General features: G+C 66.0%; 19 protein-coding genes and 1 pseudogene. 8 read left to right on the top strand and 12 right to left on the bottom strand.

Going from position 1 to position 22,703, the window contains the following annotated elements; translation table 11 throughout:
• Nucleotides 1-37: 37 nt before the first annotated feature.
• The 3 genes from BLT72_RS13685 to BLT72_RS13695 all read right to left on the bottom strand — a co-directional run bounded on the left by BLT72_RS13685 (nucleotide 38) and on the right by BLT72_RS13695 (nucleotide 3,614).
• The gene (locus tag BLT72_RS13685) at nucleotides 38-793 is read right to left on the bottom strand and encodes a hypothetical protein (RefSeq protein ID WP_091413522.1); all 756 of its coding nucleotides are present in this window, start codon (nucleotides 791-793) and stop codon (nucleotides 38-40) included.
• 1,053 nt (nucleotides 794-1,846) lie between these two features.
• Nucleotides 1,847-3,289, bottom strand: coding sequence for a hypothetical protein (locus BLT72_RS13690; RefSeq protein ID WP_157720489.1), 1,443 nt, complete (start codon nucleotides 3,287-3,289; stop codon nucleotides 1,847-1,849).
• Nucleotides 3,276-3,614, bottom strand: a complete 339-nt coding sequence (locus BLT72_RS13695; protein ID WP_091413524.1) for a hypothetical protein — start codon at nucleotides 3,612-3,614, stop codon at nucleotides 3,276-3,278. The genes BLT72_RS13690 and BLT72_RS13695 overlap by 14 nt, the downstream gene beginning before the upstream one ends.
• A 1,313-nt stretch (nucleotides 3,615-4,927) precedes the next feature.
• Between BLT72_RS13695 and BLT72_RS13705 the strand changes: the two genes are divergently transcribed.
• The gene (locus BLT72_RS13705; protein WP_157720490.1) at nucleotides 4,928-5,275 is read left to right on the top strand and encodes a histone-like nucleoid-structuring protein Lsr2; all 348 of its coding nucleotides are present in this window, start codon (nucleotides 4,928-4,930) and stop codon (nucleotides 5,273-5,275) included.
• Between the two features lie 107 nt (nucleotides 5,276-5,382).
• On the opposite strand, the gene BLT72_RS13710 is transcribed toward BLT72_RS13705, so the two are convergent.
• Nucleotides 5,383-6,024 (bottom strand): recombinase family protein, encoded by a 642-nt coding sequence (locus BLT72_RS13710; RefSeq protein WP_091413526.1) that lies wholly within the window; start codon nucleotides 6,022-6,024, stop codon nucleotides 5,383-5,385.
• Between the two features lie 610 nt (nucleotides 6,025-6,634).
• Between BLT72_RS13710 and BLT72_RS13715 the strand changes: the two genes are divergently transcribed.
• The 4 genes from BLT72_RS13715 (at nucleotide 6,635) to BLT72_RS13730 (ending at nucleotide 9,572) form a co-directional block, all read left to right on the top strand.
• Nucleotides 6,635-7,174 carry a hypothetical protein gene (locus BLT72_RS13715; RefSeq protein WP_091413528.1) on the top strand — a complete coding sequence of 180 codons (540 nt, stop codon included), beginning with the start codon at nucleotides 6,635-6,637 and terminating at the stop codon, nucleotides 7,172-7,174.
• Between the two features lie 364 nt (nucleotides 7,175-7,538).
• Nucleotides 7,539-8,426 (top strand): excalibur calcium-binding domain-containing protein, encoded by an 888-nt coding sequence (locus tag BLT72_RS13720; RefSeq protein WP_157720491.1) that lies wholly within the window; start codon nucleotides 7,539-7,541, stop codon nucleotides 8,424-8,426.
• A gap of 414 nt (nucleotides 8,427-8,840) precedes the next feature.
• Nucleotides 8,841-9,107, top strand: coding sequence for a hypothetical protein (locus BLT72_RS13725; protein WP_091413529.1), 267 nt, complete (start codon nucleotides 8,841-8,843; stop codon nucleotides 9,105-9,107).
• Nucleotides 9,108-9,278: 171 nt separating this feature from the next.
• Nucleotides 9,279-9,572, top strand: coding sequence for a hypothetical protein (locus BLT72_RS13730; RefSeq protein ID WP_157720492.1), 294 nt, complete (start codon nucleotides 9,279-9,281; stop codon nucleotides 9,570-9,572).
• A gap of 37 nt (nucleotides 9,573-9,609) precedes the next feature.
• On the opposite strand, the gene BLT72_RS13735 is transcribed toward BLT72_RS13730, so the two are convergent.
• On the bottom strand, nucleotides 9,610-10,590 hold the full coding sequence (locus BLT72_RS13735) for a hypothetical protein (protein WP_091413533.1): 981 nt from the start codon (nucleotides 10,588-10,590) through the stop codon (nucleotides 9,610-9,612).
• 354 nt (nucleotides 10,591-10,944) lie between these two features.
• Between BLT72_RS13735 and BLT72_RS13740 the strand changes: the two genes are divergently transcribed.
• Nucleotides 10,945-11,607, top strand: a complete 663-nt coding sequence (locus tag BLT72_RS13740) for a class I SAM-dependent methyltransferase (protein WP_157720493.1) — start codon at nucleotides 10,945-10,947, stop codon at nucleotides 11,605-11,607.
• Nucleotides 11,608-11,718: 111 nt separating this feature from the next.
• Here the strand turns inward: BLT72_RS13740 and BLT72_RS13745 are convergent, their stop codons facing one another.
• The 4 genes from BLT72_RS13745 to BLT72_RS13760 form a co-directional block, all read right to left on the bottom strand.
• Complete coding sequence (locus tag BLT72_RS13745; RefSeq protein ID WP_157720494.1) at nucleotides 11,719-12,813, bottom strand: YncE family protein; 1,095 nt, start codon at nucleotides 12,811-12,813, stop codon at nucleotides 11,719-11,721.
• A gap of 109 nt (nucleotides 12,814-12,922) precedes the next feature.
• Nucleotides 12,923-13,612 (bottom strand): hypothetical protein, encoded by a 690-nt coding sequence (locus BLT72_RS13750; protein ID WP_157720495.1) that lies wholly within the window; start codon nucleotides 13,610-13,612, stop codon nucleotides 12,923-12,925.
• A gap of 321 nt (nucleotides 13,613-13,933) precedes the next feature.
• Nucleotides 13,934-14,323 carry a nuclear transport factor 2 family protein gene (locus BLT72_RS13755; protein ID WP_091413541.1) on the bottom strand — a complete coding sequence of 130 codons (390 nt, stop codon included), beginning with the start codon at nucleotides 14,321-14,323 and terminating at the stop codon, nucleotides 13,934-13,936.
• 441 nt (nucleotides 14,324-14,764) lie between these two features.
• Entirely contained in the window at nucleotides 14,765-15,559 is a 795-nt protein-coding gene (locus tag BLT72_RS13760; protein WP_091413543.1) for a GNAT family N-acetyltransferase, read from the bottom strand.
• A 524-nt stretch (nucleotides 15,560-16,083) separates the two neighbouring features.
• Here BLT72_RS13760 and BLT72_RS13765 point away from each other — a divergent pair.
• Nucleotides 16,084-16,956: an NAD-dependent epimerase/dehydratase family protein gene (locus tag BLT72_RS13765; RefSeq protein ID WP_091413545.1), complete on the top strand. Its 873-nt coding sequence runs from the start codon at nucleotides 16,084-16,086 to the stop codon at nucleotides 16,954-16,956.
• A 273-nt stretch (nucleotides 16,957-17,229) separates the two neighbouring features.
• On the opposite strand, the pseudogene BLT72_RS23555 reads toward BLT72_RS13765, so the two are convergent.
• The 3 genes and pseudogenes from BLT72_RS23555 to BLT72_RS13775 form a co-directional block, all read right to left on the bottom strand.
• Nucleotides 17,230-17,397: pseudogene (locus BLT72_RS23555) on the bottom strand (hypothetical protein); the annotation flags it as partial.
• Nucleotides 17,398-18,005: 608 nt separating this feature from the next.
• The gene (locus tag BLT72_RS23560; protein ID WP_091413547.1) at nucleotides 18,006-18,425 is read right to left on the bottom strand and encodes an NUDIX domain-containing protein; all 420 of its coding nucleotides are present in this window, start codon (nucleotides 18,423-18,425) and stop codon (nucleotides 18,006-18,008) included.
• 318 nt (nucleotides 18,426-18,743) lie between these two features.
• Nucleotides 18,744-20,444 (bottom strand): GAF domain-containing protein, encoded by a 1,701-nt coding sequence (locus BLT72_RS13775; protein ID WP_091413549.1) that lies wholly within the window; start codon nucleotides 20,442-20,444, stop codon nucleotides 18,744-18,746.
• A 150-nt stretch (nucleotides 20,445-20,594) separates the two neighbouring features.
• Here BLT72_RS13775 and BLT72_RS13780 point away from each other — a divergent pair, with 150 nt between their 5' ends.
• Nucleotides 20,595-22,061 carry a PAS domain S-box protein gene (locus BLT72_RS13780; RefSeq protein ID WP_157720497.1) on the top strand — a complete coding sequence of 489 codons (1,467 nt, stop codon included), beginning with the start codon at nucleotides 20,595-20,597 and terminating at the stop codon, nucleotides 22,059-22,061.
• Nucleotides 22,062-22,703: the final 642 nt, after the last annotated feature.

The following is a 22,703-nucleotide window of genomic DNA, read 5'->3' on the forward strand; positions in this document are numbered from 1 at the left end:
AGCGGGTCCGACGCCGCCACCGCTGGGGTGGGCCGAGTCAGCTGACGTGGTCGGTCCGGGAATGAGCCGCTGCGGTGGTGGACGTGCGGGCCACGTCGGCGTGGTACTCCGCCGAGCCGGGGAACCGCTGGCTGAGCCGGTAGGTCCCGCCCTTCCGGGTGACCGGGGCCGCCACCTGCTCGCTGTTCCCGTGGTCCTCGTAGAAGGCGGTGACCCGGACGGTCCGGCCGGTCCAGCCGAGGTAGCGCAGGCTGTTCCAGCTCGCCCGCTCGAGCTTGCCGCTGTAGGTGATCCGGTGGTTCCTCACCGGCTCGGGACCGGCGTTGAAGGTGAGCCGGCTGGCCCGCAGCACCCGGTTGCTCACGGTCAGCTCGTCGACGCCTGCCCCGTTGACCCGATAGGTGGTCGGCCAGGTCCCGGCGTCGGTGTTGCGCAGGGTGCGGGGCTGGACCGGCAGCGAGCCCTGCCAGTGGTCGTAGCCGTTGATCGTGCCGACCTTGGTCAGCTTCACCCCGAAGTCCCGGCGGGGCGCGTCGACGACGGCCGAAGCCTCGGTGACCTCGCAGTCGGCGTCCGCCCACACGTCCAGCACCATCCGCTGGGTGTACCTGGTGCCGACGACCACCTCCTGGGGGATGGTCGCTTCCTCGTCGATGATCTGGGTCGGGTCCGGGCAGGCGGCGGTGGCGCGCACCGGCCCGGTACGCACGTCCGCGCCGGCGATCGAGGGCGCGGCGACGAGCAGGGCGGCGGAGACAGCGACGGTGCTGAGTCCGGCGAGCAGACGATCCATGGTCGTTCCCATCGTGGTCGTGTGGCGGTGTTCTCCCGGCTGCCCCCCACCGGGTGCAGCCGGAACCGGGCGAAGGACGGGCCGCGAGGGGCAACCCGCCGGTGCGCTCTGGACGAGGCGTTCACGCACCCGGACGGCCCTCCCCACCGGCCCTTCGCACGGGGTCGGCACTGATGACTCTGCCGGGGAGCGGGGCAGTCATCGACGCACAGAGCCCCGACACTGCTCGCACACTGCGTCGACCCGATCACTTCTCGCTCACCGGCACTACGCCCGAGCAGGACCACGGGTTGCGCCCGCCGGCACGTCAGCGGTCCGCTGGGCTCGCCTGCACGTCCCGGCGATGATCGGACACCCTGCGACGACCCCGACCCCGACCCTCGGCTTCCCGGGGGCGTCCTGGGTGATGAGCGCGACGGCGCGGCAGGGCCTGGGTGCAGCAGCCAGGCGATCCGGTGGGGAGATCTGGGGACACCGATCCGGCGCGCCGCCCGAGGACCCGGGAGCAGGGCAGGACCCGCTCTGACCGGGCCTTCCGTGGTGGGGCGGGCGGGGCTCGAACCCGCGACCCAGGGATTATGAGGGCGATCCCACTCAGCGCCGTACTACCACGCCTGACGGGCGAGCCGACCGCAACCGTAATCGGTCGAATCCCTTGGTCGTGACTGTTCCTAGTCTCACCCCTCAGAGGCAGCCCAACATCAGGGCCGCATGCTTGAGGCTGCCGCCCTGACAGAGGCGATCCGACACTTGACGCCATGGCGGCTGGAAGCAAGAATCCCAGCCTTTCCTCGTCAGAGGGCCATGCCGCGAGGGTCGCGACCATGAGCAACGGCGAAGCCGTTCGAGTGCTCTGCGGGCTCTTGAGTCTGCCGGACCAGAAGCACCGAGGCTCAGAGGCGTCGTGCGGGCGCCGAGACACGGCCCATTGTCTTGGTGAACGCGCAGCCAACAGTGCCTACTCCGCGGGATCTCTCCCCTCAAGGTTGACGCGACCCTCAAACTACGTCGGTCCGGCGTTATCCACCCATGTGTGTCGGCAACCCCGCATCCTTACCTGGTGAAGGGAGCGGGAGCCGTTCTCACGCTGCGGTTGTGCGCCGGCATGGGTTGCGGTCGGGTGCGCCTGCGTTGCTGCGACGGGCCGCTGAGCTCGCGGGTCTGCTCAGGTTCCAAGGTGATCGAGGCGGCCCGTCGGGAGGCAGAGACTGCGGTAGCCACCAGCATGTCGATCTCATCGCGCGCGTCGCTCGGCAACGGTCGCCGCATCACGGCAAGGCGTCCGCTACCTGGGGAGGTGGCGTGCGGTTGAGTCGATTCCAGTAACCCGGCCTTGGATGCTTCGGCAGCTGGAGCCCTCGAGCTACGGGCCGTTGTGGTCAGCCGTGCCGGGTCTGCGGCCATGTCGCTGACGAGGTAGGCGACGTCGATCGAGCTGGCGAGCGACTGTTGGAGGGCCTGCACGATCCCGAGAAGGTTGGAAGGATCAGTGAGTTGCTGTGGTTGCTTGAAGCCGATTGGGCCGCAGGCCACATCACGGACTGCCGCCCTGGTCCCAGCCGCCGCCCGAACCAGCAGTGGGTCGGTTCGAGCGTCCGGTCCTACGAACTGCCCGGTCAGTTCCGCCAGCTGCGTCCAGACCACTTCGAGACTGCCAGCGGTGTCCGACAGCCGGGCCGCCGCCGGGCGATCCGCTACTGCCAAGTCGCCCGCCGCTGCGGCGAGCGCGCCGGTGGCCGACGCCACCAACGCATTGACGCGAGCGACCCGGACGACGTCGGGCAGGTCAACCCGGCTGCCGAACGTCCGATGCACTTGAGCGTCCCAATGCTGCAGAACCGACGGGAGACGACCCGGCGGCTGCTCGGCTCGAACCTCTCCCAAGGCGACCATGGTGACGGGGTGTGAGGTGACGTAACGGCTGGCGATCTCTTCGAAGGACGTCAACCGGTCGGCGAGCGCCTCCAGAACGCGGAGCTCCGCCGTCCGCACCCGCCGGCCCCTGGGTCGGCGTCGATGCGACTCATGCTCCTGGTAGGCGGCTTGTGTCCGGACGGCGATGGTGGTGGCGTGGGTGGCCACGTAGAGGGTGTGGATGACCCGAGCCCTCGCTGCGGCCAGGTCACCACGGACCGCTGGCGTGGTCGGTTGGACGTCACCGCCGTACCGCTCGACCAGGAACGCCGCCCGCGCCAGGTTCGCGCCGACCTCGAACAGCCGCTCGTCTGGCAAGCCAGGGCCCGGCCACGCTGCTCTGGAGATGTTCTGGCCAACCCCCGCCCCGATCCCGGCCAGCCGCGCCATCGGGTCGACTTCGGCAGGCGCGAGAGCAGTCGGCAGAGCTGCCCAGACGCGCACGGCGGCCTGGATCATGCCAGGCCAGCTGCGGACCAGGCCCGCTGCCACCTCAGCGGCCGGGTCGGCCAAGAGTTCGCGGGCAAGCAGGTCGCTATCGGCAAGAAGCTCCCCCACCGATCGGCGATCACCCGACGGCATGACCAGCCGCCTCCGCCACCAACTCTGATACCTCGTCGCAAAGGTCCCCGAACCGCCGATCCCTTGCTGCCGACCACAGCTGGGCGAGCAGCTGCTCAGCCGCGCGCAGCAGAGCAGGAGCGTCGCCTTCCGCCGGCGGCGGTCGAGGCGTCATTCGGTCAGGCAGCAGGAGCTCAACCGCATCGTCAGCGGCGATGTCGATCCCCACCGCCAATACATGCCCGGCGAGCCCGTTTGGTACCCCGCGTCCGAGTCGGGTCAGCACGCTCGCATCCCTTAAGAGCGGGATCGCCGCCTCCAGCGCCTCGCGCTCCTCGCCGGTCAACGCCAAGCCGCTCTGACCAGCGCGAGGGCCACAAGGGGCCGTGAAGAGCTTGATGGGATCCCGAGTTCCGACCCGTCCCCGGGGCGCCGCTGCCTCTCCGGCATCGAAGTGCTGTTCATACCGGCCAGAAGGGGATGATCCAGCTCAACCGTTCATCCCTCGCCACACCTCCTCAGCCGCCAAGGGCGGATAGTCGCGGCGACCAAGGCACGCATCCAGGGGTGCTCGATCGCCGCGCAGCACCGCTGCTTCGAGCAAACGATCAAGACGCTGTCGGCCACTCCGACCCGCGCACCACCCGTCGTGACGGCCACAGCAGCGACAACCTCGACCGTTCCCCAACCACCTCCCCCGCGGGAGTCGTTGCCAACACCAGCATTAACGAGTTCGGAGAACACTCCGGTTAGCCCCCGCTCACTGCGACAAGTCCCCGGGCGGGTCTACCGGGACGCGCGAGGTCAGCCCGTGGCCGGTCGCCACCTACTCCCCCACCCGCGAAGCGGGGCCACTTCGTTATGGCTCTCTAGCTCCCCATCCTGAGCGCCGAAGCAAAGCCATCAAGGCGGGACAAATCGCGCCGCGGCAGCCCTCGAGAACTTCGGCGTCCGTTCAGATGCCATCCAACGACGGCCACTAGGAGGCCCGCAGGCGAGGCGTCGTCGAGGCCGTCGTGCGGGCGGCGGAGGGTAGACGGTCGACTATTGCGCGTCCCGCACGAGGATGGTATCGCCGCCAACCGCTGAATGGGCGCAGCTTGAAGCCTAGGATGCCTCAGCAATTGTCACCCGCCGGCTTGTACACAAGGCAGCTCTCAGCATCGAGACTCAACGAGTATCGTGCCGAAGCACGACATCGTGGGCGTGGCGCGCCTTCTCCTCACCACGGAGTCAACGCCATAATCGCGGCCCCCGACGCAGATACTGATCGAAGACGTTGAGGCGAACTAGCCGAACATTGACTTGTCGCTGATGAAAGAAACGGCAGTCACTCTCGAGTAAGGGACCCTTGTCAAAGCCACCTTCTTCCTCACGAACGAGTTGTCCTGAACATCACGCAGAGCGATGTGAGAGTCCGATGAAGCCGGTTCCGACGCCTATTGCGTCATACACGCCGAGGATCTGTTCACCGTGCATCACGCCAGTGCGATCGCATCGAACTGCTCCTGCTTGTCGAAAACGGGTTAAGTCACCCGTGAAGCGTCGCACGGACCAGCCACGCATACACCTCCTTCTGAACAATCTGTGCGCAGCCAACCCGCTGGCCGTAGATGCGGTTGGTTGTGCTCGGGGCCTCCATGCCGGAGGATGAAACGCATGGGCACCCGCACCGAAGTAACGCAGTTCGACGACATCGACGGCAGCACCGGGGATGTCCGCACCATCGCGATCGCCGTGGACGGCCAGCAGGTCGAAGTTGACCTGTCGCCTGCTAACGTCGCCAAGCTGATGACCGTGCTTGAGCCGTACCTGAGCGCCGGACGGAAGGCTGGGGGCGGAGGCATTTCCAGCCGTCGCCGCCGCATCTCCGGGGCAGCCGCAGCGAGCAAGAGCAGTTACACGCAAGCGATCCGAGAGTGGGCTCAGGCCAACAACATTCAGGTCAGCGGGCGCGGACGGATCAAGAAGGAAGTCCTCGACGCCTACCAAGCCGCACAGGGCTAGCCCTCTAGTTGAAGGACGCCGCTCTCTGCTGTCCTACTGCCACTTCCGGTTACGCGGCGTGGGTGACTCGGCACCAGACGACAGCCGAGTTCGCCCGCGCCAGACCATCAGTCTGGCGCCTGTCGATCGGCGGCCGCAGACGTGAGGAAGGGTCTTTCCGGCTCGAGCGGGGGCGACGGGCGAAGTCGGTCCAGCGTCCGATAGATCGTCGAACGACTCACGTTGAACATCTCGGCAAGTTCAGCGCAGGTGTAGGTCCCGAGGCTGTGCAGCTCCAACAGGTGCTTGGCCTGGTTCGGCTTCAGCTTCGGCTGCTTCCCGCGAAGCCGACCCTTCTCTCGGGCGACCTGCATGCCTTCTCTGGTGCGCAGCCGAATCAGATCCGCCTCGAACTCAGCCACCATCGCTAACACGTTGAACAGCAGCCGGCCTACAGGATCGGTCGGGTCGTGGACCGAACCGCCCATGCTGAGCCGGACGCCGCGGCAGGTCAGTTCCTCCAGGATGTCGCGAGCATCGGGCAGCGACCGCGCTAACCGGTCGAGTTTCGTGACCACCAAGGTGTCGCCCTCGCGGCACGCAGCTAGTGCAAGCCGCAACCCGGGCCGGTCCCGGTTGGTGCCTGTAAGCCCATGATCGACGTAGATGCGGTCGTCGCCCACTCCAAGGGCGTGGAGGCCATCACGTTGAGCCGTGAGGTCTTGATGTTCGGTTGAAACGCGTGCGTACCCGACAAGGAGTCTGTCCATCTACCTGGCCTGACACGGCCTACAACTCAAGGCAAGCCCCTCCCCAGGCCGGCGCGTGCCCTGTCCCGCACGAGGGTCGGCCACTGACGTGCTCCGCACGAGGGTCGTCCACTGACGTGCTCCGCACGAGGGTCGTCCACTGACGTGCTCCGCACGAGGGTCGTCCACTGACGTGCTCCGCACGAGGGTCGTCCACTGACGTGCTCCGCACGAGGGTCGGTCACTGACGTGCTCCGCACGAGGGTCGGCTAGGAATGTCGACGCCTGGGCCGAGGCGGCCCGCCTCGGCCGCTGCCCCGTAGTCGAGCACCCTGGCTCAATGCGGAGTGTCGGTGGTGTCCTCGAGGACGGTCGCTCACCCGGTCAGTGCAGCGGGCCAGTTCGGTGACGGCTGCATCCACATCTTGTATATGGCGAGGGCCAGAAAAATGGAAACGGCTGCGCGACGGCCAAGGCGTTCATATAGTTCAGGCCTGACACGCAGCCCGTCTACTTGGTCTCTTCGCGAAAGGGGGGGGGCAGGAATTTATAGCCGGACCCAGATGCTCGGCTCAGTTCTCACGTGTCCGGCAGTCTCGTCCTACCATCCCCAGCCCCCGAAAGGCTTCCTGTGCACCGTCTTCTCACCCGGACCGGGGCGATTGTGGCTGCGGCCGCCGCTTCCCTGGCCCTGACCTCATTTCCTGCAAACGCGGCAACCCGCACGTTCCACGATGCCAAGTCCTCCGATTGGTGGTCCGACCTCACCCGCGTCAAAGTCAACAACGGCACCACTTACCTCACCGTGACCGCCGATGTCGGCTCGATGACCACCGAGGACCGCTTCTACCTGTGGGTGGACACCGACGTGAACAACGCCGGCCCGGAGTACAAGGGGACTGCGATCCCGAACTCAGAGTGGCAGAAGCTCCGCAGGGTCGGCTCCTTCAGCGACAGCGGCAAGGCCCTCTCTGGCGAGAACTGCTGGGTAATGGGCACAGCCGATGTAAACTCTGAGCCGACGGTCACCTTCAAGGTCAAGCGGTCGTGCATGAAGCAACCGGGAAAAATCCGAGTGGCGGTGAAAGCTCGCTACCAACTCGCGGACGCCATCAAGTCGGACTGGGGGCCCGGTAAGAATGAGTTTTTCGGCTGGGTCGCAAAAGGCTGATCCCCCTCACAAGTCCGTGAGCTAGACCTCGGCTCCTGCGCTGCTGCCGGCTTCGTCTAGAACGGGTCGTAGGCGGCTCTCTGCTCGCTCTTGTAGCAGGTCGCGAATGTGTCCAGTCCGGCAAGCCGGCGGGAACTTCGCTCAGAGCATCGCGGATCTCACGGGCCGAGAGCCGAGAACGTTCAACGCGCTTCGCTCGAAGCGACCTTGGCCACGATCCGCTGTTCGTCGGTGAGGCCGACCTAAGGCGGCGAGCGACCAGGTGGCGCTTGAGGTGTATCGAAGGATCAGCCCAGCCCGTGGTCACTTCAAGATCTGCTTGGAAATATCATAAGTTCAATGTATCCGAAGGAATAGGAACCCAATGAAGAAACTCCCTGCGCTGCTCACGGCGACAGCGCTCGCCCTAACGGGGCTCGCGGCTACCACACCCGCCGCAGATGCCGCCACCAACGTCTGCGCAGGAGTGTCCAGCTGTCGTGTCGTCGCCTCGTCTGACATCGACGGCGACAAGGAGCCCGATCAGGTCGGGATCGCTCTGACTAAGACCTCGACGATCGTGCGCGTGAAAACGGCCACCAGAACGATGCAGACGACAAGCCGTGACGCGTGGTCGTTTGAGCCGCTTCACGGCATCGCCGCAATCGACGGTGTAAAGGGCAACGAGATCGTCATCGGGGACCTCACGGGGGCCAACACCTATTGGTATCGAGTCATCACGCATCGGTCAGGCAAGCTCGTCACGCTCAACCCCGGCCAGAAGTCACCGGCCGTTCCCAACCGCTGGGGAACTCAGGCGTCGTTCAGTGCCTACGCGGGGTACTCACGAACCGTTTCGTCTACCGGAGCCGTTTCGCTCGTCGAGAAGTATGCGCTGCGCAACGACACAGGTTCCGGCTATACCGGCAAGAACATCACCTACGCGTGGAGTGGCGGCAAGTGGGTGAAAAAGTCAACGAAGACTGCGCGCTACTCCAGTGCTGCGAAGGCCAAGGCGATCTACGGCTGGCGGATCAAGGGACTGCCCATCGACTCCGAAGTTATCCCGCGGACGTACAAGAGCTGCACCGCGCTCGTGAAGGACTTCCCGCATGGAGTCGGACGGTTCAACGCGAAGGACAAGACCACCACAACGCCAGTGACGAACTTCAAAGTGGCTGTGACCACCTACTATCTGAACAACGGCCCGCGGGCCGGCTCTCAGTACGATCTCGATCGTGACAACGACGGGATCGCCTGCGAGAAGCATTAGCAGTCTGAGCAAGGGCCCGGTTCTTCAGAACGGGGCCCTTGCCATTTTCCTGACCATAACCCCGTACCTCCCCACGTGACTGTCAGCCGCGACGTGCCGCACGGGGAGCCGGCTGCTGCGTGTGTCCCGCGCGAGGGTCGGTCGCTGACGTGCTCCGCACGAGGGTCGGCCACTGACGTGCTCCGCACGAGGGTCGGTCACTGACATGCTCCGCACGAGGGTCGGTGACTGACGTGCTCCGCACGAGGGTCGGCCACTGACGTGCTCCGCACGAGGGTCGGCCACTGACGTGCTCCGCACGAGGGTCGGCCACTGACGTGCTCCGCACGAGGGTCGGCCACTGACGTGCTCCGCACGAGGGTCGCCCACTGACGCGCTCCGCGCGAGGCTTCACCTAGACCGACGGGCGCCCGAGTGCTCGGACTGGTTTACCTTAAGTTCCTTATGAAACTGCTTCGTCTCGATCCTCGGTGGGTCTACTCGACCGAGATCGACGCTCGGCAGGTCGTGATTGCGGCGACACCGGACGAGCTTGCCTTGATCGCAAACTCGCTCAACGAGTCCTTGGAGGCAATCGAGGACTGGGAGTTCCAGACCAGGCTAGGAGAGTCGCACGAGGCAGCCCGCGCCCTCAGATCCCAGATCAGCGGCTTGCTGGACCAACTCCGTGAGGTCGAGTAGCGCCGACGTGCTCGTCCACTGGACGAGCTCCGCACGAGGGCCGGTCACTGGCGAGCTCTGCACGAGGGTCGCCACTGCGTCTGTCCCGATAGGACAGGTCGAGCCACGACGGCATGGTCCGCAGATCTCGACCTGACCAATTGGTCGCGGAGCGTCCCTACAGTGGGTTTCATGAGGCTGCGCCTGCAGAAGTTGGATGACAGCGACTGGGGTTGGGGCAGGGTTCGGGTGGCGACCCAAGTAGCGCCCGACGCGCCCTGGTCGGTAGCCGTCATCCGGCAGCACAAGCTGGGCACGTACCTGCAGAGGGCGGGGATTGAGGACTTCCGAGATCGGGCGTTGCTCGGCAAGCAGGCGAGCGCTGCTCGACGGGAGTGGGGGCACGAGGGCGGGTTCGCTGAGTGGACGCGGGAGCGGAGTGAGCGGCGCTTCGCCGGCGACCTCCTTCAAGAGGTCTCCGACTAGCACCCCGGCCTAGGTGCGCGTCCCGCAGGAGGGTCGGTTAGTCGTCGGTTGGTCGGTGCGGCAGCAGGTTGCGGAGGGGTTCGTTGAGGAGGTCATTGACGTCGCGCCAGTGGAGGCCGTAGTGGCTTGCGATTCGTTCGTCTGCGTCCGCCCAGCTGGAGGCGGCGAGGACGTCAAAGAACCCAGATTGGTCTTCCTGGATGGTGCGGATCGCGGCAGCCAGTCCTCGAGAGCCGGGAGCTTCGGGCCACGCATACCGACTGACGGGCGGCTCCACTCCCTCGTCAAGTAGGCCGATGCGGAACCAAGCCGCGACAACATTGACGGCAAGATCGTCGGGGTCCAGGTCACCGCTGAGGTCGGCAAGCGGGTCGTAAAGAGTGTTGATCTTCCCCGTCTGGTCGACGGCCACCCAGGTGCGCTTGCGGCGGTCGGTGTGCACGATCCGGGCCTCGTACAGCAGGTCACGATCGTCGCTCCGCACGTAGCGGCGTCGGTCATACACCTTGATCTCGTCCTCGGACGCATCAGCGAGAAGCCGCTTCACCGTCGTCGCCGGCAGCCGGTTATCCCATACGGGAGCCAGGCTCGTGTCGGTGTCGGCGCCTTCGTCAACCAGGCTTGCGTCTCCAACGTTGGTGACCAGCTCGCCGTCGCTGACGACTACGTGACGCATAACCTGGCCGTTGGCGTCCTCCCAGCGAGCCTCCATCGCATTCGCCGCCGGGGTGACCGAGACAGAGAACCGCTGGCACTTCGGGTCTCGTTGCAAGTCGTCCCAGTTGAACGCCGAGGCTGGCGTGCCGGACCAGATGATGAGGACGACCGGTCCCCACACGGAGATGCCGACAACGTCCTGGCCGACCACTGTCGACGCCTTCCCCACTCCTCGGAACAGGGGTCCTCTGCCCATGAGCCGCGATGCAAGAGGCTCGGCGGTATCGCGGCCCTTAGAGGGGTGGATGTACCAGTCCCGGGGCGAGCGCGGCGCGTACCCGACGATCTCGAAGCTCAGCACCAGGCGATTCAACAGCACTGACGCCGTACAGGGGCCGGTCTCTGTTGGTCCCCCAGAAGAGTCGGCCAGTGCGTGCGTCCCGCACATCGATCGGTCACTGACGTGCTCCGCACGAGGGTCGTCCTCTGACGTGCTCCGCACGAGGGGTCGTCCTCTGACGTGCTCCGCACGAGGGTCGCTCACTGCGCGCTCGGCAACGAGGTCGGCCAAGTGACCGCTGCTACTTTCGGATCGTGGCCGAGGCGTGGGAGAACAGTGCCAGCGCCTATGAGCGGTCCTTCGCGCGGCTGTGTGCAGGTACAGCGGCAGAGATGGTCAGCAGGCTCGAGGAGAACCATCAGACCGTGCTGGACATTGGGACCGGGCCAGGCACCGTCGCTGCTGCAAGCAAAGCGCAGCGGCCGCGCGGTGATCGGCATGGATAAGGACCAGTCGATGGTGGACCTGGCTGCACGTCGCCACCCGACCATCAGTTTCGCCCGCGCAGCTCTTCCTACGCTTCCGTGTGCAGGCCGGATCCTCGATGCGGTCACCGCTAACTTCGTCCTCAACCACACCCCCGATCCAGGCGCCGCCGCCCGAGAGCTGCGACGAGTTCTGCGACCCGGCGGCCGGCTGGTGGCCACCATTTGGACTTCTCAGTTGGTGCCGCTCAACCAGATGTGGAACGACGTCATGCGGCACGCGTCGGTCTCACCGCCACCGGGGCTGCGGCTAGCGGCCGAACTGGACTTCGACCGCACGGTCGAAGGATTCGCCCTACTCCTCACCGAGGCCGGCTTCGGGCAGGTCGAGTGTCACGAAGTCCGGTGGACCTTCCAGATTGAGGCCGACGACTTGTGGGGCGCGGTCGAGGCGGGCATCGCCGTCATCGGCCAGACCTACCAGGCACAAGATCTCAGCGGCAGAAGGCGCATGCGCGCTACTTACGAGGAGGTTGCCGCTGCGCTGAGCATCGACGGAACGCTAGTTCTACCCAGCGTCGCCCTCATCGCGGCTGCTCGACCCGCCCCGTGATCGAGCCCGGCCATGCCACAGCCGGCCGGCTGCTGCGCGCGTCCCGCACGAGGGTCGGCCACCGGGACGGTCACCCACAACGGTGTGAAGCCCACCGTCGAGGACTTTGCTCTAGATGCTGGTGACGATGGTGACGGTTCCGCCGTCGGCGGCGTAGAGGAAGTTGGTGGTGGTGTCGACCGCGAGCTCGCCCCAGGAGTGTGCGTGGACAGGAGGGGGGATCTTCCTGACGAGTCGGAGTGTCTTCGTGTCGAGCACCAGCAGCATCCCGTCCTGCGCGACGGGCAGGTAGGCGAGCTGGAGGTCCGGGTTGATTGCGAGAGCGCCCGTGCCGCTGTGGAAGGCGGCTTGGATCGTCTTCTTGATGGCACCGGTGGTGGTGTCGAGAACGGTGACCGTGCCATCCCCTTCGTTGGGGATGAAGGCTTGCCCGGTGGTGGAGTCGACGGTCACTGGCCCGCCGCCACCTGTCTCGACCGCTGTCATGGTGAGTGAGGTCGTATCGATGATCCAGCTTCGTGCGCTCCCGCTGACGATGGCGGTACCGGCCCGCGTGTCGACATCGACGCCGAGCGCCACGGCCTCGTGGCCACCACTCTGGCGGAAGCCGACCGGGAGGGCGGCCACGATCTCTCGGTTGCGGGTGTCGATGACCGCGACGGTGCCGAGCGCGCTGGTGAGCACGAAGAGGGAGTGCGCCTCACGATCCAGCGCCAGCTGGTGCGGCACTCCCCTGCTCCGTAGCGGGATTCGGTCAACGACCTCAAACTTGCGCGGAGCTCCCGTCTGGTTGTCGAGTCGCCGGTCGATGTTGACGACCGCGACGACACCCTGCCCGGTGCTGGTCTGGGTGCCTGCGTAGAGCAGACCGGATGCCGGGTCCACGGCGAGCCCGCCCGACACGACGCCGATCTCGATGCTGTCCCGTGGAAACTCTCCCGATTCCGCCTTGTCGATGTCGGTGATGGTCACGGTGCCGTGGTCGCTGGTGTAGAGCTCGTTGTCTGGGTCGATGGCCATCTTCGGAGGCGGATGGGCCACTGCGACCCGGCCCGCGATCTTCACGGTGCTGGACGTCGGCTCGACCGCAGGGCGGGTCGCCGAGGTCGACGGCGCCGGACTGGATCTCGCCGAAGGAGAACGGGTGCCTGACACGGTGCAGGCTGGCATCGCGAGGGCGAGGAGAGCCAGGAGGGCGACCAGCATCGGCACACGCTGTTGCGATAGCGCGGCCATGGCGCACCTCCAACCTGCATGGTGCTCCACCTCCGAGAGGTCTGTCCAGGGTGGTGATGAGCGCTGCGGCGGCGAGTCGTCAGCCGATCTCGACCGAGCCGATGATCGTCTCGATGTCGGCACGGTCTTGCGCCGAGATGCTGGGTGGGTACCCGGCCAGGATCACGAGGCGGGTGCCCTCAACGTCAAGGATCCACGCCTCGTTGTGCCGGTTAGGACTTTGCGCCCACAGGCTTGGAGCTTCGCCTACGCCGACGAGATGGTCCTCCTGCAGGAGCCCATACTTCCCCTCCCTGCAGTCCTTCGGGTTGTAGGCGGGAACCCTGTAGCGCACGCGCTGACCTCGGAAGCCGTCAACGCTCACGTCGCGGGCGGCAGCCGAGCCCGGCAGGTGCCCGTAAGCCGCGACGAGATCCTCGACTGCGTCCCCAGGTGGAGGATCCAGCAACTTCCACTGACACCCGTCGACGTAGATGTTGGCCACGTCGAAAAAGTCGATACCGATGCGCGGTTCAGAGCCCGACTTCAAGATGAACACGTCCTCCGACCGCCAGCCGGGCGGCAGGGTGACGACGACCGGCACCTCCGGTGCGGCTCCGCCGAAGTAGGCGGTAGCTCTGCCGGGTCCCTCGGTAGCAGTAGCGGCGGCCGAGGGTGTCGACGCTGGTGACGACGAGATGCCCGGCTCCCCAGGACTAGCCGGACCGTGATCCTCGGACAGAATGGAGGAACAGCCGCTGGTGATACCTGCGCCGATGAGGACGGTCATCGCGGCGCCGGCGACGCAGGGTGGCATAGCCAGCGTCCTGCAACCACGCGGACCGGGGTGACCCGTCATCTCAAGTACCCGACGGCAGCGACCCTCATGCCTCACTTTGGCGCCCCAGACTCTCGCCCGTCAACGAGCACCCGGCGCCACCTGTGCCTGCGTCCCGCACGAGGGTCGGCCACTGACGTGCTCCGCACGAGGGTCGGCTTACGGAGCGGCTGCTCGGCGACTGGCTGCCAACCACTCCACCCAGCTACTCGGCCTACAGCCTCTTGATTCCGCTCGTCTGGCTTTGGCAGTCCCCAGGCTGTCCCTGGTGGCTCAGTCGGTGATGGTGTCGGTCGCTTGGGACCACCGGCAGCGCCAAGCTTTGCCCTCGCGCTGGTAGACGTCGAGATGCCAGCACGCGAGGTGACCGGGAGTGCCGCCCCCGACGCTGATCTCGATCTCTGACCGGTAGCGCAGCACAGCCAGGTGAAGGTCCGGAATGACCTCGATCGGCGTGACGGGGGCGAAGCGCAGGTAGTTGATGGTGCCGTCGACCAGCCCGTCCAGGTAGTGCTGCCTGCTCCAGACGTCCCCGCTGGGCGTGCACAGGACGAAGCTTGAGGCGTGGAGTTCGTCCAGCATCTCGGCGTTGCCCGCGACAACGGCCGCGAGACGTTGCGTCTCCAATTCTCGAAGCCGGGCGGACTCAGAGTTGGCGGCCATGCCGAACGCTAACCCCGTCTCGGTCAGCCTTCCGCTTGCGGCGCACCGGTAGACCGTCCATTCTTGGGGATCCTGCGCGAACGGCTAGGAAGCCCGGTCCATGCGGCATTGCGCAGCGCGGCTTCGGGCTAGCCCGAGCGACGTCAGCGTAGACAAGAGCAGTAGGCCCGCTGCGAGACCAAGGGTGACGATGAAGAAGAGAGCACCTAGGGCACCTGCGAGGTACTGGGCTCGAGGGCTACGTGCGCTCGGTAGAGGCGCGCGATTCACGCAAGCAAGGTAGCGCGGGTGGGTGGGTCGGGACGCCGGAACTGCCAGCAATCCCTGCGGCGCGTAGGCCGGTCGGCCACTGACGTGCTCCGCACGAGGGTCGGCCACTGACCTGTCCCGCACGAGGGTCGGCCGCTTGATCCACCAAGGGACGGGTCGCCTTGAAAAGAGCTAGCTGGTGCGCGGGTCTGACGGTAGGAATCGGGTCCACGCAGTCCGCTCGACGACTCGGAAGCCGGCTCGCACGAGGTTGCGCGCACTCGGTGAATTCGCCGCAGCGGTGGCCGTAGCGCACCTGGCCCCCGCCGCAGCGGCCACCCCCAGCCGATACCGCAGCAGCTCGGCTTGGACACCGGCGCCGCGGTGCTGGGTGAGGGTGGCCGCGCCACCCAGGACGACCCACTCTCCGTGGATGGACAGCGCGGCGGCGCCTACCGGCGTACTGCCGTCCCAGGCGAGAAATCCGCGAATCGCTCCCATCGAGTGCTCCGCCCTGACGAAGCGCTCGACGGTTTCCGAGGCGGCGTATCCGGCGGTCAACACGTCCAAGAAGGTCGCCCGTTCGGCGGCGCTGACCACCTCAGTCACCGTCAACCGGCTGGTAGTGAGCGCCACATCGTCAGCCGATAGGTCCAGGACAGCGAGCGGCCTGAGCCCCGTCGCCACGAACCCGAGGCTGGCCAGGAGCCGGGAAACTTCCGGGGCCACCGATCCGGTCACCACGCAGGTCGGCGGCATGCCGGTGGCTCGAAGGTGGTCCAGCACGGGCGAAAGGTCGGCCGTAGAGGACTCGTCCAATACCGTGATCGAGTTCAGAAAGCCCAAGCCAACGGCGGTCGTCATCACCACACGCAAGCCGCGGACTTTCGCCGTCCCGAACGTTCCGGGCAGCCCGGCAGTGGTGGCTGCAGCGCAGGCGAGCTCGAACCGCTCGTGCAGGCTCGACTCAGCGCCAGCGAGGTCCATGACCCTCATCGTGCTCTACTTCGTCTCGGCCCGGGACGTTGTCACTGTTCCGCGCAGCGGTCGGCCACTGATCGTGCTCCGCACGAGGGTCGTCCACTGATCGTGCTCCGCACGAGGGTCGTCCACTGATCGTGCTCCGCACGAGGGTCGTCCACTGATCGTGCTCCGCACGAGGGTCGTCCACTGACGTGCTCCGCACGAGGGTCGTCCACTGACGTGCTCCGCACGAGGGTCGTCCACTGACGTGCTCCGCACGAGGGTCGTCCACTGACGTGCTCCGCACGAGGGTCGTCCACTGACGTGCTCCGCACGAGGGTCGTCCACTGACGTGCTCCGCACGAGGGTCGTCCACTGACGTGCTCCGCACGAGGGTCGACTACTGAGTGCGCCCCGCACAACGGTCGGCTACTAGATGCGTCCCGCACACGTTCGGCTACCAGCACGGCACTTCCTCACGGCTCGATGGGAACCCACAAGCTTGGTGCCCGAGGTGCGGCTAGCTGGGACCGGGATAGGTTGGCGGTATGGCACGTGTGGTGGTGACAGGAGGTTCGGGCAAGCTCGGACGGGCGGTCGTGGATGAGCTCGTCGAGCACGGCTGGGACGTGGTGGTCTTCGACCGGGCCCGACCGCCAGCGGAGAAGGCCAACGCGGCGGCGACATACATCCCGATCGACCTCACCGACTACGGACAGGTCCTCGACGCCTTCCTCGGCGTGCAGGAGCGGTATGACCACGTGGACGCCCTGGTGCACCTCGCGGCCATCCCGGCGCCGGGGATCGTGCCGGACCACGCCACCTTCGCCAACAACATGAACGGCAGCTGGAACGTCTACTCTGCAGCCCGCCGGGCCGGCGCCACGACGATCGTCTGGGCCTCCAGCGAAACCGTGCTCGGGCTGCCCTTCGACGAGCCGCCGCCCTATGCCCCGGTCGACGAGGAGTACCCGCCGCGGCCGAACTCGACCTACTCCTTGGTAAAGGCGCTCGAGGAGCGGATGGCCGAGCAGCTCTGCCGCTGGGACCCGCAGCTGACCATGATCGGGCTGCGCTTCTCGAACGTGATGGAGCCGGCCGACTACGGGTCGTTCCCGTCCTTCGACGCCGACCCGCTGACTCGCAAGTGGAATCTCTGGGGCTACATCGACGCTCGCGACGGCGCTCAGGCCGTCCGCCTCGGGCTCGTGTCCGACCTCACCGGCGCCGAGGTCTTCGTGATCGCGAACGACGACACCGTCATGAGCCGGTCCAGCGCCTCGCTGATGGCGGAGGTCTTCCCCGGTGTCGAGCTCCGGCACGAGCTGGGGGAACACGAGACGCTGCTGGGTAACGCGAAGGCCAAGCGACTGCTCGGGTTCGCGCCGAGCCACAGCTGGCGGGACACCGTCATCGCCTGACCGGGCTGGGCGAGCCGCGTTGGACGACAGGGCTTAACTCCATCACCGGCGTCCGGAGGCTGACAGGTGGGCTTCGACGGCCGTTCACGAGTCGTCAAGGAGCGGGATCGCAGCGCGTTCGTCGAGCGGTAGCACCACCTTGACGCTGCACGGGACGCTCAGCCGCTCGACTAACTCAACCCTACTGCGCCTGACGTGAAGGAGAGGTTCAACCCTTGGGGACCGTGGCTATCCGAGCAACCCGGATGACGCACCAGGATGAGAAGCCATATGTCATCGGCAGTCAGGCATTCGGATGGGAGAGGAGCTGCTGGATCGTGGGGCAACAGTGGCGACAAGCTGCTTGTGATCGGCGTCCAGGAGGACGGGATCGCCGATAATCTGCCGACTGGTGTCGATGCCAACGAGCATGGCGGCGAGTCCGGCACGGAGAGCGGCGTCGCCGGTGCGACCGGTGGATCCGTGGAGGAGCCGGGACTAAAGGAAGTCACGCCTCCAGCAGCGCCAGCCCGGCGCCATCCCCCCGGGATCGCCTGGACGGCCAACTCCGCGACCCGGGTCAGCAGAGCGGTCAGAGGGAGCCAGTTCGACGCCAATCCCGACAAGCCGGCCGAACTCGCCTGCAGGTCCTCCTGTTCGACCGCACGTTCCAATTGAAGCTCTGCTCTGCCTTGTCGCCGCTCGTCATACCCACCCGTCTCCGACCTGCTCCCGATCCAGGCACCGAGTCTGCCCGACAGCGCTGCCAACGGCGGCACGCGTCCGGCACCCCAGTCAGCTGGCGCGCACACCCCACCACGACCGACCCCAGATCGATCGGGATTCTCCAGGGCGTCACATCAGCGCGGCAGGACGTCCGACAACATGGTCGGAGAAGGACCTTAGTCCACCCACACACCGAGGACTGGGTCAGCGCCCCAGGTGACGGCCCACCCAACTGTCCGATGCTTGCTCCCTGAGGGATGCCAGCGGAGCCGAACCTGGCGCGGCCCGTTGGCGCCCTCCTGACGGGCAGCGTCAGAGCGAAGTCGGCGGCTCGGACCGGAGGGTCACGAGCGCCAGGCGGAATGGCTGGCAAGGGCAGCCAGCGCTCCGAGGGGTAGGGGTTCGGCCAGCGGGGGAAGCTGCCGCATTGACCACCACTCAGCATGGCGGACAACCAGGGTGTGATCACCTCGCTGGACACGGAATGCCTCGGCGCGGCACAGGAAGTACAAATCGATGGGAAGCTCATCGAGGTTCCGCCGAGGGGATGCGATGGGTCCGCTCAAGTGGCTGACGGACTGACCCGTTGCGGTCTCGATGGCCCGCCGCGCAGCCGCGGTGGGTTCCTCTCCAGGCTGGACGTCACCGAACGGAACCACCCAACTCACCTCGTTGTGACCGGTGGTCCGGAAGAGCAGCACTCGTTGGGCGGCGTCGACCACGACCACGTGCACCACGGGACGAACCGGCACTGGTTCACACATGCCAACCAGTGTGGCTGGCACGAGCGACAACCAGGTAGAACAGCCTGCCGCGAGCCTAGCGCCACAGCCGAGCGGAGAGCGCCCGTGCTAGCTGCCGTCCGGCCACTTTGACCTCAGCAGCGGGGGTTGCTCAATGCAGGTCGAAGGGCAGTCCTAGCTGCCTGGAGTCGACCACACACCCGTGGCTGTGCCCTGCGAGCGGGAGCGGCCTGCCACTTGGTGGCGAGGCCCTCTCCTTTGTCCTCACCGCGTGAACTGCCCATCGGGCTGGTTGTGAATGGACGAAAAGCCCGTGATCTGGAGTAGTGGTTCCCGTGGCTACGCCAACGGTGCACGCCAAGTAAGGCGCCGTTGATGGGGGCCGGCGCTGGTGAGGGTGCACAGGCCGTCGAATTCTTCGGCTCGCTCTTCGAGATCGGCCCGAAGCGGGTAGGTCCAGTCTTCAATGGCGTTCGTACCGTGCTCGATGTTGTCAACGACGAGCCACCCGTCGACGATCGAGATTTGGCATTCGAGGGCGTCGACCTCGATGTTGGAAGCGGCTTGGTGGGCAATGTCGTACACGACGGAGATAACCACCGGGATCAAGGAGTTAGGGATGGTGGCCGGCTGAGTGGTGTCGACAACGAGCTGCGGTTGAAAGTCCAGAGAGGCCGCGAGGGGAGAAAGAGAGGTTTGAAGTATGGACTCCAGAGCCCCGAGAGTTGTCGCGTCCGAGGGTGCCGGCTTGACGGTGGGGCGAAGGTGGCGGGCGAGCTCGTCGATGTCGGACACTGCTCGACGGAGGGTGGCAGCGGTAGTAGCCGCCGTTGTCTCTGCGACAAGGGTGTGGAGGGTGGTGTTCAGGGCGAACAGTCGCTGGAGGGTCTCGTCGTTGTGGGTTCTACTGATTCGATCACGGTCTTCTAGCGTGGTAAGGCGGTGCTGGTCGGCGTCGACGCGTCCGAGCTGCCAGGCGAGTCCGGCCTGGTGAGCGATCAGCTCGGTCAGTTCAATCTCTTCGGCAGTGAACGCTGGCGCTCCGTCGAGGCGCGTCAGCGTGAGGACGCCTTGAGGGTTATCACTGCTGAGCGGCACTACCAGATAGGGGCCAAGAGCGGCCTGCTGCCGGATCAAGGCGGCGTGCGGGTGCTGAAGCTGGGACACGGCCTGTTGGTGGCTTCGCCCGGTTCGGAGTGCCATGCCCGCAAGGCTCTCTACTGTGTTGTCGAACTGGGTTCCTCGAAGGCTCGCCGCGAGAGCGGGCTGGCTGCTCGAGCTGGCCGCGGCGACGCGAAGCACGTGCCCGTCGGCGGGCACGACGACGCAAACCAGGTCGGCGGTGTTCAGCGCGAGCAGGACTTCGGTAATGGTGGTGAGGGAGAGCCGTCGGCGGGAGACGAGGGTGGCAGTGATCTGTCGGCTGGCGCGCATCCATTGCTGCCATCGCCGGTTACGATCGTTAACCCAGCCCTGAGCGAGGAGCAGCTCGGCCTCCGCCGCAAGGTCTTCGACCACAAAACGGTCGTCCGCAGCCGGCGGAGCCATGGTCGCCCCCCAATCAAGAGTGAGCTCGCCGAACATCACGCCCTGCACCGCCATTGAAGCGATGAAGCGATCGTGCCTCCCGATCGCTGACCAGCCGGCAGTCCGCGAGGCGGACCCATCGGCGCCAGCATCGCCAAGTCCGTCATGGTGGCGAGACTGATCGCTCAGCGTGCTCAACCGTTGTTGCTGTCCGTCAGGTCGGTCCAGTACGAAAGTGGCGGCGACTCCAGGCAAAGTGGCCTCCAGCATCCTGAGTAGCTGAAGGGCGACCTGATCTACTCCCAGGTCGTCGAGGAGCTGCGTCGCCCGTAGCCGGCGCATCATGGTGCCCAAGGCGTCCAAACGAATCTGCAGGAAAGCCGCGGCAGAATCGGAACCCTCGCCGAAGCGCAGCGGCCGAGCCGACTCGACAGCACCGGTCCAACCCGGAGCCGCCTGCTGATCGGGGGACGAAGAACCGGCCGAACCAGCGGTCCCGCCCGGACTGACCACCGTGCCAACCTTCCCCGTCGACCACCGACGATCCTTGATCTCGCATCTCGTCGGCAGGCTACTCTTGCCTCACGCGAACCACCGACAGGTTCCCTCGTCGTCACCGTCGCGTTCCAGTTCAGGCTCGGGGCGGACCTACCGGAGAACTACGTGGACGCCAGCGCAACGCGCCCGAACGGATCGGGCGAGCGTGCCCGTCCTGCGCCGGACCCCAACCCGCCCCCTGAGGGCATCGAAAGACTGGTCGGGCCATGGCTTGATCTCATGCCTGCGGCAGTACTGCTGGTCGACCACAGCCTGCGTTGTGTCGCGGCTAACCCGGCAGCCGCCCAGTGGGCCGGAGCGACCGCTCCAGGCGATCTCGTCGGCCATGCGCTCGATGACCTGGCTCCGGACGGGGTGATGGTTGCAGATCAAGGCTACCTGAGGGCTGCGCTGTCGGGCGCCCCTCAGCAGTTTCAGCGAACCCTGCTCGACCCCGACGGCGGAGTGCGACACGCCCAACTCAGCTTCACGCCCTATCGCTCGAGCGGCGAGAAAACCGCTGGGGTCGTGGTGCACATGGTCGACATCACCGAGCGGGTCAACACCGAGGCGCAAATGCGTCGGCAGAGCGAACTGCGGGCCGGACAGCGCGAGCGCGCGCTGCTTGCGAGCAGAATGACCAGTGAAGTGATGCACCCACTTTTCGGTGCCACCTTGGACCTCAGCGGTTTGATGCAGCACGCCGATCCGACTGTTCGTCGCCAAGCAGCAAAATCCATTAGCGGTATCGACGCCGTGTTGACGGCAATCCGGTCCATCCTCCGCCTCGAGCGCGCCGAACCCGATACACCGGCCGGGGACGGACCACAGAACCTGGGGGCGTCGTACGCGCTGACGGCTGAGATCGTCGCCGCGAACGTCGCTGACCTGATCACCGTCCAAGACAGCGACGGTTGCTACCGGTGGGTCAGCCCGTCGTCATTAAGTGTCACCGGCTGGTTGCCCGAGCAACTGCTCGGACAACCGCATCCGGAGTTCATCCACCCCGACGACCGACGAATCCTCGAAAGGGGCAAGGCAGCCAACGATCGCCAGACCGCAGTGGCCGTCGAATACCGCTACCGCCGCCCTGATGGCACTTACCGCTGGGTAGAAGACACGGCGCAGCCACTCGCGCCCAATTCTGCTCACCACATGGTGATCGTCACCACCCGCGACATCACGGAACGCCGCCACCTCCAAGCAGCCCTAGCCGAGGCCAAGGACACCCTGGAGCAAGCTTTCACCGCAGCCCCCATCGGAATGGCCTTAGTCGGACCCGACGGACGCTGGCTCACCGTGAACCCCGCCGTCGCCGCCATCACCGGCCGCACTCAGGACCAACTGCTCGCCAGCACGTTCCAAGACATCACCCACCCCGACGACCTCAACCTCGACCTGGAGCTCCTCGCCGAAGTAGTCGATGGGCATCGTGACCGCTACCAAATGACCAAGCGCTACGTCCACATCGACGGCCATGCTGTGTGGGTGCAGCTCAACGTCGCCTGCCTACGCAACCCCGACACCTCAGTCAGGTTCTTCATCTCCCAAATCGTACCCATCGCTACCCCACCCGAGGCCGCGGCTACGTGACAAAATCGATCCGAAAGGCGGCCACAACAAGCCAGAGGTCCCACTCAATACACTTCACTTCCAGACTTGCCACTCGGCCCCCATTTGGCCTCCACCTCTTTTCAGCGTTCGCAGCTTCGAAGCCAGCCGTGCACTGCGATACTGTCGCTCGACTATCCCCGACCGACCCAGCCCGGAATACCAGCCTGCGGGGTGCTGAAGGGCCCCGTCAAGTCGAGTGCTTGTGCCGAGGTCGACCTGGTAAGACCCTTCGGCAATCTCGCGATCCGAGCTGCGCCTCAGGCCGACGAACAATATAATCATCAGGGGCATACTGAGGTCCGAGCGCGCCCAAAAATTCTATGAACGACCCAGGAAGCTCTCGTACCGGAGCCCAGACAGAGGGAGTGGCCACGTCGGGACTCCTAGGCTACACAGCCTCCATGAGTCGCTCATTCCTCCGAGGAGTTGCAATCCCACGCCATCCCCCGAAAGCACGGCATGAACAGCCAGCTAGGCGGACGTGCCTCCAGCGGGTCAAGCTTGTTGTCTTCATAGGGCGAATTTTGAGTCGCAGCAGAACCTATCTCAGCTGTCGCGAACAGTCGACACCCTCGGCCGACGCCCAATAAGTACGACGCTGGTCGTCCAACCGCCCACCTC

Source organism: Friedmanniella luteola (assembly GCF_900105065.1).
Classification (GTDB): Bacteria; Actinomycetota; Actinomycetes; order Propionibacteriales; family Propionibacteriaceae; genus Microlunatus; species Microlunatus luteolus.